The following is a 12,511-nucleotide window of genomic DNA, read 5'->3' as shown; positions in this document are numbered from 1 at the left end:
AACTTTGAAGGCGTACACCAAACCCGCCAATCCGGTGTCGAACACAATAGCACGCCCGGAGGCAGCCATTCGGCCTGGCTGAATGCCGGCCGGGGGAGAATTCTCGGTCCTGCCAGGAGGCAAGAGGTTGCAATTGGCGAGCAGGTACTCCTTTCGGTCCGCGGCAAATACCGGGATAGGCGCGGCTTGTCGGTAAAGCCGGAGACCTTTATCGCCAGTGGCGCCAAAACCCAGCTGCTCGACCGCCTGACCGAATTTAGAAATGCTCCCGCGGCAGCCGGTAACCCGGTGCTTTGGCTTTCGCTGGCGGACCTGCTGATCCAGTCGCTCCAGCGCAAACCGGTACCCGAGGCCTATCTGTTGTATGCGTTATACGATAGGGAAGGAAAGCTTTACCGCCAGGAAAAAAGAACCTTATCAAAAAAAGCGGCCGGAAAACACGAATTTCTGGAGGCAAATTTTTATATTGAAAAGGATGGGTATATGGAAGCCTTTTTGGTAAACGAGACCGAGACCGATGTCTGGTTTGACGACTTCCGGATACAAACCCTGAGCCCCCTGGTGGTGCAGGAAGACCACTACGACCCCTGGGGACTAGCGCTTAGCGGGCTGGAATACCGGATGGAAGATCGGAAGGAGAGTAGGTACGGATTCAATGGTAAAGAATTAATCTCTGACGCTAGGCTTAATCTATATGATTTTGGTGCCAGGCTTTATGATCCAAGTGTTGCACGATGGTCTACAGTTGACCCTCTGGCTGATCACCAAAAGCAATTGGACAAATCACCCTATGCTGCCATGTGGAATAATCCGGTCAGGTACAATGACCCCGATGGAAGATGTCCTGAATGTGAAGAAGAAGTGAAAAATCCGATTGACGGGCAGGTGTATGAGTCACGTGGAGGTGCCGAATACACGTTTGGAAATGGGCAATGGACCCGAGATGGGGGAATACTTGACGGCGTTAATGTTGAGGCCTCAAGGTCTGAGGGAATCGATTTTGGCGAGAACAATCTAAGTTTGGGTGATATTGGTACAGTACTTAGCCTTGCTGGTGAAGGAATGTGGTTATCGGGAGAAAGCAGGAGTACAAGTCTTTATCAGCAAGGGTTTAGGAGAGGTTTGGGTGGTAATTATCAATTAACAGGACGAAACTTTTCTTTATTTGGTAATCAGCCAATGACATTTGCAACAAAACCGCTCACAAGTTTTAACTCAATCGGAAATTTTGGGAGAGTTTTATCAAATACAGGAACATTTCTATCTGGCGCATCTGCTGTCGTTGATACCTATAGTTACAGTCAGGGCAACTTAAGTGGAAGTAGATACAGCTATCATTTGATTGGAATAGGTTCTTCACTTGTAGCAATGAGTTACCTGGGTGGGCCATATGGAGCTGCGGTAGGAGGCTTGTTTTTCTTAGGTGAAAAAGCTTGGGATGTGACACAGCCTCTGAGATATGAAATAAGCCAACAGTATTGGCAAGTTGAAATTGCTATAAGAAACGGTTGGATACCCAGATAGAGTGAATATGTTTACATATAAAGTTAGTTTTAAACATCAATTTCAAAATTCGTGGCCAATTTTAATCTATTTGATTGGATCGTTTATTTTACCTCTTTATATGATAAATAGATTTGGATCAGGTGATACTTGGATATTTATCCTACTATCTACTGCATTGTTTCTAGTGTTTTTCATTCCTCAATTAGTCCTACACATTAATTATTATATGAAAAACAAAGGCGATATATTCTTCTATGACCCCGTAGGGCAACGAATCACGATTAACCACAAGGGTGAGTCGGCGAGCTTTTCTTTTAGTGATATTGAATTGATAAAGCGGTTTAAATCCTACCCTTTGGCCGAAGACAGGATGCAGTGGTTTCCTTGGGATAATTACAACTACTCCATGGTCCGATTAAAAAATGGCCAGGAATTTATCATTACTAGTTTGCTGGTTCCCAATATGGACCTTCCCATTGATTCCGATAAGATAAAAATAATGAAAAGGTTTTACCCTATTGTACAATAAATAAATTCAAAGATACTTTGCTACTGGTCTGGCCTACATACTTTGCACGAGGACGAAAGTTGGACCTCGGGAAAACGGAAGTACTGGCATCAAGAAACAGACGGAATCGGCAAAATGGTTACCTATGGCATTAGCGGCAGCCAGGTAGCAGCAGCCGCTTCCCCGGCGTTGGTTAGGGGAATGGTCGAGGGATTGGGTGGCAGGGTAGTTCAACGAATGGGGATTGAAACTGGATTGCAAATGGGGACAAGTTTGGTATTTGAGGGGAATTTGTCGGGGGTCGATATTGCAGACATTGGATTTGCTGGTTTATTCTCCAAATTGGCTTTTGTAGGACAAGCATTTGTAGATTTTAAGTCTAAAGATGGCTTGAAAACCTCATTGGGGTTAGGAACGGACAAAACGATTTGGGATACTTCGTTGGGTTTTGCGGTTGGAGGGTTCAATGCAGGATATAGTAAGTTACTTGATTCTTCAGAAATTGACAAAAATGTAATTTCAATTATTTCTACATTTAATGGAGGAGTGAGAACATTAGTAACCGAAGCAGCAACACCAATTGATTAGCAAATAATGAAGAAAAAATGGCGATGGTCCCAATCCGCTACTATTCAATCCATTACAATTTAGTGATACTTTTTGAATGTCCAATAAAACCTAAAAAAAATACATGGAATTTACGAAAAATTTCTTTGATCAGGGAATGTTGCTGATTTTGGAAGCGGCGGGGGGCTTCGTTTACCAGGTAGGCATTTAGCCGGACTGCTTCAGAAGCCGATAAAAACGGTGGCGCCAGGCCGATCCGCCAGCGTTAAAAAAAGAAATGCCGCCACGACCAACAAATGAACCGGATCACTCCACCCCAATGCAAGAACACATGCCGTAGTAACACGGACCAAAATGGTGGCGAGCTGGCCGTTGATGGACTCATAGCCGCTCTGGATACCAGTACCCGGGCAGGAGTGGCTACCCGTCTCCCATCAATTCAGGCAGGTAATTTTTACCCCAATCTTTTCGGCCATCAAAATAGGCCCCCTCAAAACCCTGCTCACGTATTAGTTTTACGTTAAGTCGATACGCTCGGGTAAACGTTCCGTTGCCGGTTACCGCCAATCGAAAATAGTTTTTCCCTTCTTTATAGATCGCCAGTTGGTCCCTGTCGTAGAGGGATGCGACCTTGGTTACAATCCCCTTTAGGTCTTCAAGAGACACGCTAGATGCTACAATCACAATCCAATCCCGGTCCTCCGTAATGGACGGCAGTGCCTCGACTTTTTCTGAGAGATGCAAATAATTGCCGCGTACCCTTTCTTCCAGCATTCTAAATTCTATAAAAAACATGGCTTCAGCGGAAGAACGGTTTGCCGAAGGCATGTTATCAATCATTTGTTTAAAATCCCATAGAACAGAAGTGGCTTTTCCCAGCGTAGTGGTAGATTCGATCAATACATGGCTTAACGAATCATTTTTACTTTTTAACGAATCGTTTTGCGCCCGAAGGGCCGCATTGATCGCCGCCGTTTCCTGAAATTCCTTTTGGATCGTAGCGAGCGTTGCATTTACCCTGATCACTTCTCTAGAAGTTACCGTTATCAAAACGATAGCTGTCAGGATGGGGATAAGTGTAAAAATGAACGTTCTCCGTTTTACCTTTTTTTCCTGTATTTCCAGTCTACGGAATAATTCGTTAGTTTCCATGGTTAGACGATCTTATCGATTGATTTTGCGATTAGCTCTTCCGCTTTTTTTAAGTCAGACGCTGTCATACTGCCGATATTTGACGCGTAATAGGCGTATATTCGTATCCGTTCGATTCGATTGATAATTTGGTTAATCGGAAAGGCACTTATCGTGGATATAAAACCGCCCCCGATTCCTATAAAAAGCTTGATCGTTTCGCTGGATTCAGAGATTTCAATAAATAAAAATGCGTACACGACCAGACCGATACCAAGAATAGCGATGGAAACCGCAAAAAAAGATAGGTACCCAATTGCACTTCGTTGATTCTTAATCAAAATGGACAATATCTCTGCTGTACTGGACAAACCCTATCCCATCTGAACGCTTTTTGCTGTTGTATTACAGACTTACCGTGGAAGTACTTACTCTCCAACCAACGCTGCAAGGTCCCGTCGGCCAGGAAAGCTGCTGCCAAGCAACCCGTTCCCGATACCTTGCCGCGTTGCCGGGATAAAACCTACCTTGCCCGCCTTCAGACCCTGCGAAGTGGCCTTTAAATCAATGGGCTTTACCAAGATAGTAGCTTTTTTCTACATGCGCGAACCAGGGAGGCAAAAAGATTTCCCTTCCAATCAATCGCATCCTACTTGCATCCATTTTTTTTTCCCGCCTTTTCGATGGGTTGCGTTCTATCAGGTCCGGCTACGCTACCGCGATCCGCATGCAGCCAGGCCCAATCCCCCGCAACGAACCGCCCAAAGCATTCCCCAGAAAGACTTTGGAACAATATTTGGTCCTGATTCGAGAAAAACGTTTATACCTATGGAAAACATACTAATAATTGGCGCAAATGGAAAAATCGGACGCCTGCTGGTGAAACGCCTGGCGGCACATACCGCCTACAATCCGGTGGCCATGATTCGGAAGGAGGACCAACGCCCCTTTTTCGAGGAATCGGGAGTCAAAACGGTGCTGGGCGATTTGGAAAAGGACTTCAGCCAGGCATTCGACGGCATCGATAAAGTTATTTTTGCGGCAGGTTCGGGCTCCAAAACGGGCAAGGATAAAACCAATCTGGTCGATAAAATCGGTGCCATCAAAAGCGTGGACCTGGCCCTCGAAAAAACGGTGAAAAAATACGTCATGCTAAGCTCCAGGGGAGCGGAAAATGCGGAAAAGGCCGACGAATCCATGCAGCACTACTTACTCGCCAAAAAAGAAGCCGACGAACACCTGAAGGCCAGCAGCCTTCCCCATGCCATCGTCCGTCCGGGAAGGCTTACCGACGGGCGGTACACGGGAAAAATAAAGGTTTCTTCCGTATTTAACGAAAAAGGAGAAATTTCCAGGGAAGATGTGGCGGCCGTTTTGGTGCACATGCTGGACGATTCCCTCAGCAGCCCGCAGGTCTTTGAAATTCTCGGCGGAAAGGTCGCTATTCCGGAAGCCATCCACCTCTTCCTTAAATCCAGACAGCCTGTGATCTAGCGCAATAATGGTAGAATAGTTGCCGGGTATCGTTTTTTTTGGTTAAATTTATTGAATTCATCAACCCAAACCAAACACCATGATACACTGGCTATTTTTTTTGCTGCTACCCGGCTTGCTCGAGCCCGCGCCCAACCCTTCCTTCGAACGACAGGTACTGGACGAGCGGATTAAAATCGGCTACGGACTCGGCATCGGCGATGTGGACGGAGACGGAAAACCCGATATTCTGCTGGCTGATAAGACGGAATTTGTCTGGTACCGAAACGGGGACTGGAAACGATTTTTAATGGTAGAAAACCTCACCCCCTACGACAACGTGTGCATCGCCGCCAGAGACATAAACGGAGATGGACAGGTGGAAGTGGCCGTGGGCGCCCAGTGGAATCCCGGCGAAACCTCCGACGATACGGAGTCCGGTTCGGTGCATTACCTGATACGCCCCGACGATCCTACCCAAAAATGGGAGCCGGTACGCCTACACCACGAGCCCACCGTCCACCGCATGCGCTGGATACAAGCAAATGACACGCTATTCCATTTGGTGATGCTCCCCCTGCACGGTCGGGGAAATTCCGGGGGCATGGGCGCAGGAGTAAAGGTAATCGGCTACGAAATGCAGGATACCCGCGGCAGGGACTGGAAGCATTGGGTCATCGACCAATCCATGCACCTCACCCACAACCTGGAAATCGTCCCGGAAGGCAATGCAACCGAATCCTTGTACATCGGAGGCAAAGAGGGCGTGAAGGCCTTTCACTACGCAAACGGCACCTGGAAAGCACATCCCAAGGGTGACTGGCTGGTAACCGGACAGGGATTCGGAGAAATTAGGGTGGGGAAAAATAAAGCCGGCAGGCAGTTCCTAACCGGCGTGGAACCCTTCCACGGCCCAACGCTATCGGTTTACCTTCCCACAGCCGCCGGCTTTACCAAAGAAAATCTGGACCGACAGGTACTCACCGAGGCCATGAATCAAGGACATGGATTGGCCGCTGCCGATGTACTTGGCTTGGGAAGCGATCAAATCGTCATTGGCTGGCGGGAACCAAACGAGGCCGGCGAGATCGGCATCCAGCTCTACCAACAAGGCCCTGATTCCTCCTGGCAAGCACACTGGGTAGACAAAAACGGCATGGCCTGTGAAGACCTGAAAGTAGCCGACCTGAACGGCGATGGCAAGCCCGACATCATCGCCTCTGGAAGATCCACCCAAAACCTGGTCGTCTACTGGAATACAAGCGACTGAATACACCACCCCCTTTCCCCGGCCAACTAGCGAAACCTCCCCCACTATGAACCATAAAATCAAGATCTGCTGCCTCTTTGCCTGCCTGCTGCAACTCACCATCAGCACGGCGCAGGACCTGGCCCCGGCGGCCAATGCCTTTATCGAAAGTCTGGATGCCGAGGGCAAGCGGCAGGCCTGCTTTCCCTTTGACCACCGCGAGCGCTTCGACTGGCATTTTGTCCCCCGGCAACGAAACGGTCTTACGTTCCACCACATGACCGCGCAGCAGAAAGCCGCCGCCCTCGCCTTGATACGCGCTTCGCTGGGTGAACCGGGTGTGAAACGTACCGAGGCCATTTTCGAATTGGAGAATGTGTTGCGGGACGTGGAAAACCGACCGGCAAACGATACCTACCGCGACCCCTTAAACTACCATTTTAGCATTTTTGGAACACCCGGTGGCGAAAACGAATGGGGTTGGCGACTCGAAGGCCACCACCTGTCGCTAAATTTTTCCTCGCGAAACCAAACCCTTGTCTCGGCCACCCCTTCCTTTATGGGATCCAACCCTGCGGTCGTCCTCTCCGGGCCTTTTCTTAACCGGCAGGTCCTGGCCGAAGAAACCGATCAGGGATTTGCCCTGCTGCATTCCCTGAACGAAACCCAACGAAATCAGGCAAAATTCTCGGACAAAGCCCCCTTAGATATCATCACTTCCAACCACCGGGAGGCAGCCTTATTGGATCCGAAGGGGATTGCCTATGGTTCGCTGAGCAACAACCAGCAGCAGCTGTTGCAATCCCTGGTGAAGACCTACCTTTCGCGGTACACGGCTACCTATCGGGACATCCTGCTCGAACGGATACAAAACGAGGGTTGGGAAGCGATAACCTTTGGCTGGGCCGGAAGCGAAACCAATGCTGTAGGAGAACCGCATTACTACCGGATCCAGGGAGCAGACCTGCTGATTGAATACGACAACGTTCAAAACGATGCCAACCACGTGCATACCGTGGTTCGTGACCTGCAAAACGATTTTGGGGAGGGCGACGCGCTGAGAAGCCATTACCAGCGGGAACACCTACCCGATGCGCTAGCAAAGCAGGGGGAGTAACGGTCGCCGAACCCGGACCGCCCGGCTGTTCCATTGGCTGGCGATTGGGCCAGGGGCATACCCGAGGAACCGCCGAAAGCGAGCGGGATTTTACCCAAGGAGCGCTCCTGGGAGACAAAACCACACCCGCCTACCGGTACCCAGCGGATCCGGCAGCAGTGTTCTGTTGGAGCGCATCTACCGGATCATCCGGGGTATCTTTCTGGTACACCCGCACGTAATCCACACGGTAGTCCGCGGGAAAAACACTTTGAGCCGGATCACCTCCATTTCCTCCAATCGCCAAATTCAACAATATATAGTGGGGTTGCCGAAAGGGGTTTGTCCCATCCGGATTGACCGTACTGCTCAGGTCTACTTCGTTTAGCAAGTGTTCGTCCAGATAGATCCGTAGGTAGTCGGCGGTCCATTCCAATTTCCAAACGTGAAATTTTTCTACCCAATCCGGATCCGCTGCCAAAAGCCGGGCGAGCGGTATTTTTGCCTCATCCCAGGCAGCTCGTTTATCCGGATGCGCCCAAGCCGCATTGGCCAGCAACGTGGGTTCTCCCTCCACCAGGTAGTATTCCATCACATCGATTTCTCCATTGGCTGGCCAGTCTCCGTCTACCCCCAGGGTCCAGATAGCGGGCCAAAGTCCCACATCCGTAGCAATTTTTGCCCGCACCTCCAGAATCCCGTAACGAAAAGAAAATTTTCCACGGGTATGAATGCTGGAAGAAGTATAGCTGGCGATTGGGCGGTTCGTTTTCCAGTTTTTGCTCGTTTCGTCAAAAGCCGGGTTTACTACCGATTCCCGCCTGCCTTCGATGAGCAGCAATCCTCCCTCCAGGCGGGCGTTGGCAGACTGGTACCACTGCAACTCCCGATTCCGCACAAATCCATGCTCGAAGGACCAAAAGCGCGGATCCGGGCCTCCCGTTCCCAGGAACTCCTCCGCCCATACCAGCGCATAGCCGGCCGGCGGAAGTGTATCGGCGCGCTGTGCGGCCAGGTGGCCTAACGAAAGATAAAAAAGAAAACTGCTGCAGAGAAAATACCTTTTCATGGGGATGGGATGGTTTCCTGCAAGGTACGCATTAGGTGCTTTTTTTCCGAAGGGGGTAGGTCACTTGTTCCCAAAAGGTCTTGGGGAATTTTTCCACCCCATCAAAGCCCAGGGGTATGTCCCTGCCCTCGTGCGGGATGTAGGCGGTGCCAAACAAATAATCCCAAATACTTAGCGTAAGACCGTAATTCACACCGTAGGATCCCTTTGGCAGCGTTTTGGCATGATGCCAAATGTGCATGATTGGATTGTTCAGTAGGTATTTCAGCGGTCCGTAGGTTATTCGCAGATTGGCGTGATTCAAATGACCAATGGCGGTAGCAAAAATATGGACCAAAAAGAAATCCGTCAATCCGAACCCAATCATAGCCAGGGGAATGTATTGGGCGCTCTTGTACAAAATGGTCTCCATCCAGTGAAACCGCAGGTGCGCCGCAAATCCCATTTGCTCGACGGAATGGTGTACCTTATGAAATTCCCAAAGCGCCGGTACCCGGTGCAACAGGCGATGCACGTTCCACTGGATAAAATCAGCGACGACAAATAACAATGCAAACTGCGCCCATCTTGGCCAGGAGCTCACCTCAATGGCCACCAGGTTGGTAATACCAAATAGCCCCAGAAAATCGTTAAAGGCCTCTACGGCCACATTTGAAATGGCATTGTAAGCGATCAAGGAAAACAGAAAGAAGTTAAAAAACATGTAAAAACCATCCAACCAGAAATCCTTCCGCAGTGCCGGTTGGCTTTTTCTCCAGGGAAACACCAGTTCCAGCAACCAGACCGCCAGCGAAAGCCCTACCAGCCACCAAAAATAATTGGTCCAGGAGGGATACATGATTTCATTGACCAGGTAATTGAAGTACCCGTAATAGGCATCGACGACGATTTTAAAATATTTTTCCATGGCTATTTTTTCCCGGTCACTTGTGGTTTCCCCGGGCCAATTTTTGGTAATCCCCGCCCACTTCGGTTGGACTATGTCTGGCGAAGGTAAAAAGAGGAGACCCACACAAGTCTCCTCTTTCCAGATAACTAAACCCAATAAAAACCAAATAGGTTTTACTCAAATTAACCAAAAACCGGTCCTTGCTGTTTCGAAGTTTAAATATATACCCGGCAAATGAGGTAGTTGGTGACAAGGGTTACATTTGATAAAATAAAGCCGGAAATTACTTACCGCATTCATTGGGAACATTGGGAATAATTTCTTACTATTAAACTACAGCAGCAGCAAAAACGCTTTTCATGTATTTTACCACCGACACCGCCACCACACCTTTTGCCAAGATTCCCGAAGGCGATTTGACCGAAAAATGGTCCAACTTCAAAGACAAAGCCCGGTTAATCAGCCCCAATAACCGGAAAAACTACCACATAGTCGTCGTGGGAACGGGTCTTTCGGGAGCTTCTGCCGCCGCGTCACTGGCCGAACAGGGCTATCGGGTGACCACGTTTTGTTTTCAGGACTCCCCCAGGCGAGCCCATTCGGTGGCTGCACAGGGTGGAGTAAATGCCATGAAAAATTACAAAAACGACGGAGACAGCGTTTTCCGTATGTTTTACGATACCTTGAAAGGGGGCGATTTTCGCGCCAGAGAGGCCAATGTCTACCGGTTGGCCGAATGCTCGGCCTCCCTCATCGATCAGGCGGTTGCCCAGGGGGTTCCGTTTGCCAGGGAATACAGCGGGTACCTCAATAACCGCTCTTTCGGAGGCGTTCAGGTGAGCCGTACCTTCTATGCCCGAGGCCAAACGGGACAGCAATTGCTTCTAGGTGCTTACCAGGCACTTATGCGACAGGTGCACCTGGGAAGGGTCACCGCGTATATCCGGCACGAGATGCTGGACCTGGTCACCGAAAATGGCGTGGCAAAGGGTATTTTGGTCCGCAACCTCGACACCGGCGAAATCAGCAGGCACGGCGCCCATGCGGTAGTCCTGGCCTCGGGAGGGTTTGGGAAAATCTACTATTTGTCTACCCTGGCCATGGGCTGCAATGGATCGGCCATTTGGCGGGCGCACAAGCGGGGTGCATGGGCTTCCTGCCCCAGTTGGACACAAATACACCCCACCTGCCTGCCACAATCGGGAAACCACCAGTCCAAACTCACCCTCATGTCCGAATCGCTACGAAACGACGGTAGAATCTGGACACCCCTGGCAAAAAATGATACCCGCCAGCCCGGCGCCATTCCGGAAGAGGAACGCGACTACTACCTGGAACGGAAGTACCCCTCCTATGGCAACCTTGCTCCCCGAGACATCGCCTCTCGAGCTGCCAAGGAGCGAATTGATGCCGGACAGGGAGTGGGGCCCTTAAAGAATGCCGTCTACCTGGATTTCAAGGATGCCATCGCCAGCCAGGGAAAGGACGCCATTGCAAAAAAATACGGCAACCTCTTTTCCATGTACGAAAAGATCACCGGCATCAATGCCTACCAGCAGCCCATGATGATTTCCCCAGCCGCCCATTTTTCCATGGGAGGCTTATGGGTAGATTACGAGCTCAGCTCCAATATCTCGGGGCTGTTTGTGATCGGTGAGGCGAATTTCTCAGACCACGGCGCCAATCGGCTCGGAGCCAATTCCCTACTCCAAGCCTGTGTCGATGGGTACTACATCCTGCCCCAAACCCTGCCCCATTACCTGGCTCACCTGGGAAAAGGCACGCAGGCAGGCACCCAATCGGCGGCATTTGAGGCCTGCGAAAAGGAGGTGAAAACCAAACTCAGCGAGCTCTGTCGGATCAACGGGAGCAAGACCGTGGACCATTTTCACCGGGAACTGGGTAAAATTCTCTACGACAAATGTGGCCTCTCCAGAAATGAAAAAGGGCTGATCGCTGCCATCGAGTCCATCCGGGTGCTTCGGGAGGCATTTTACCGGGAGTTAAAAATTCCGCCAACGGAAAACGGCATCAACGAAGAGCTGGAAAAAGCCGGTCGGGTGGCCGACTACCTGGAAATCGGGGAGTTGATGTGTGTGGATGCCCTGAGCCGGGAAGAGTCCTGTGGCGCACACTTCCGCGAAGAATACCAGACCAGCGATGGGGAAGCAAAAAGAAACGATCGGGACTATGCCTTTATCTCCTGTTGGCGTCCGGGAGAAAATACGCCGGTGCTTATCAAGGAGCCGTTGAATTTTGCCTATACCGAACCAACCGAAAGAAGCTACAAGTAATGAATTTCAAACTGAAAATATGGAGGCAGGCCAATTCCCGGGAAAAAGGGAAAATGGTGGATTACGACGTGAAGGATATTTCGCCGGACACTTCCTTTCTGGAAATGCTCGATCAACTAAACGAAACCCTGATACTTCGGGGAGAATCGCCCATTTCCTTCGATCACGATTGCCGGGAGGGAATATGCGGTCAGTGCAGCCTGTTTATCAACGGACGAGCCCACGGGCCGCTGGACCAAACAAGCACCTGTCAACTGCACATGCGTTCCTTCAAGGAAGGGCAGACGATTTATGTAGAACCGTTTCGGGCGGGCCCGTTCCCTATCCGAAAGGACCTCAGCGTGGACCGAAAGGCCTTGGATAAAATCATCGCTTCCGGAGGTTATATTTCTGTCAGCACCGGGCAGGCACCGGAAGCAAACCAAACCCGGATAAGCAGCGAAGCCGTCGAGCAAGCCTTTGATGCTGCTTCCTGCATCGGCTGTGGCGCCTGCGTTGCTTCCTGTAAAAACGGTAGCGCCGCATTATTCACCGCCGCAAAAATCAGCCATTTGTATCGGTTGCCTCAGGGAAAAATCGAGCACAAGAAACGCATCCAACAGATGGTCCAAACCATGGATAACCTGGGATTTGGTGCCTGCAGCAATACGGGGGCTTGCGAGGTGGAGTGTCCCCAGGGTATTTCGATCGCGCACATCGCCCTGATGAACCGGGAATTTTGGAAATGAC

The 12,511-nt window shown here is 50.2% G+C and carries 13 protein-coding genes; 8 read left to right on the top strand and 5 right to left on the bottom strand.

Going from position 1 to position 12,511, the window contains the following annotated elements; all coding sequences use genetic code 11:
- The 3 genes from BMW71_RS13480 to BMW71_RS13470 form a co-directional block, all read left to right on the top strand.
- Positions 1-1,524 (top strand): RHS repeat-associated core domain-containing protein (locus BMW71_RS13480; protein WP_092174754.1); only part of this gene is annotated, 1,524 nt, incomplete at its 5' end.
- 208 nt (positions 1,525-1,732) lie between these two features.
- Entirely contained in the window at positions 1,733-2,035 is a 303-nt protein-coding gene (locus tag BMW71_RS13475) for a PH domain-containing protein (protein WP_092174752.1), read from the top strand.
- Between the two features lie 42 nt (positions 2,036-2,077).
- The gene (locus tag BMW71_RS13470; protein ID WP_092174749.1) at positions 2,078-2,602 is read left to right on the top strand and encodes a hypothetical protein; all 525 of its coding nucleotides are present in this window, start codon (positions 2,078-2,080) and stop codon (positions 2,600-2,602) included.
- A gap of 399 nt (positions 2,603-3,001) precedes the next feature.
- Here the strand turns inward: BMW71_RS13470 and BMW71_RS13465 are convergent, their stop codons facing one another.
- Complete coding sequence (locus BMW71_RS13465) at positions 3,002-3,733, bottom strand: hypothetical protein (protein ID WP_092174748.1); 732 nt, start codon at positions 3,731-3,733, stop codon at positions 3,002-3,004.
- A gap of 2 nt (positions 3,734-3,735) precedes the next feature.
- A complete protein-coding gene (locus tag BMW71_RS13460) occupies positions 3,736-4,053 on the bottom strand; it encodes a hypothetical protein (RefSeq protein ID WP_092174745.1) in 318 nt (105 codons plus the stop codon).
- 487 nt (positions 4,054-4,540) lie between these two features.
- Between BMW71_RS13460 and BMW71_RS13455 the strand changes: the two genes are divergently transcribed.
- The 3 genes from BMW71_RS13455 to BMW71_RS13445 all read left to right on the top strand — a co-directional run bounded on the left by BMW71_RS13455 (position 4,541) and on the right by BMW71_RS13445 (position 7,551).
- On the top strand, positions 4,541-5,206 hold the full coding sequence (locus tag BMW71_RS13455; protein WP_092174951.1) for an SDR family oxidoreductase: 666 nt from the start codon (positions 4,541-4,543) through the stop codon (positions 5,204-5,206).
- 79 nt (positions 5,207-5,285) lie between these two features.
- Positions 5,286-6,455, top strand: coding sequence for an FG-GAP repeat domain-containing protein (locus tag BMW71_RS13450; RefSeq protein WP_092174743.1), 1,170 nt, complete (start codon positions 5,286-5,288; stop codon positions 6,453-6,455).
- Between the two features lie 46 nt (positions 6,456-6,501).
- Complete coding sequence (locus BMW71_RS13445) at positions 6,502-7,551, top strand: DUF3500 domain-containing protein (RefSeq protein ID WP_092174741.1); 1,050 nt, start codon at positions 6,502-6,504, stop codon at positions 7,549-7,551.
- A gap of 130 nt (positions 7,552-7,681) precedes the next feature.
- Here the strand turns inward: BMW71_RS13445 and BMW71_RS13440 are convergent, their stop codons facing one another.
- From BMW71_RS13440 to BMW71_RS23540, 3 genes are read right to left on the bottom strand one after another with little or no spacing between them, the layout of a single operon-like run.
- Positions 7,682-8,599, bottom strand: coding sequence for a glycoside hydrolase family 16 protein (locus tag BMW71_RS13440; protein ID WP_092174739.1), 918 nt, complete (start codon positions 8,597-8,599; stop codon positions 7,682-7,684).
- 31 nt (positions 8,600-8,630) lie between these two features.
- Complete coding sequence (locus BMW71_RS13435) at positions 8,631-9,506, bottom strand: sterol desaturase family protein (RefSeq protein WP_092174948.1); 876 nt, start codon at positions 9,504-9,506, stop codon at positions 8,631-8,633.
- A 16-nt stretch (positions 9,507-9,522) separates the two neighbouring features.
- On the bottom strand, positions 9,523-9,741 hold the full coding sequence (locus BMW71_RS23540; protein WP_143057622.1) for a hypothetical protein: 219 nt from the start codon (positions 9,739-9,741) through the stop codon (positions 9,523-9,525).
- 106 nt (positions 9,742-9,847) lie between these two features.
- Between BMW71_RS23540 and BMW71_RS13430 the strand changes: the two genes are divergently transcribed.
- Positions 9,848-11,782, top strand: coding sequence for a fumarate reductase/succinate dehydrogenase flavoprotein subunit (locus BMW71_RS13430; RefSeq protein WP_092174736.1), 1,935 nt, complete (start codon positions 9,848-9,850; stop codon positions 11,780-11,782).
- Positions 11,782-12,510: a succinate dehydrogenase/fumarate reductase iron-sulfur subunit gene (locus BMW71_RS13425; protein ID WP_092174733.1), complete on the top strand. Its 729-nt coding sequence runs from the start codon at positions 11,782-11,784 to the stop codon at positions 12,508-12,510. The genes BMW71_RS13430 and BMW71_RS13425 overlap by 1 nt, the downstream gene beginning before the upstream one ends.
- The last annotated feature ends 1 nt before the right edge of the window (position 12,511 follow it).

Origin of the sequence: Cyclobacterium xiamenense, from assembly GCF_900109255.1 — a bacterium.
Classification (GTDB): domain Bacteria; phylum Bacteroidota; class Bacteroidia; order Cytophagales; family Cyclobacteriaceae; genus Cyclobacterium; species Cyclobacterium xiamenense.
This window is presented reverse-complemented; position numbering and strand designations above follow the sequence as displayed.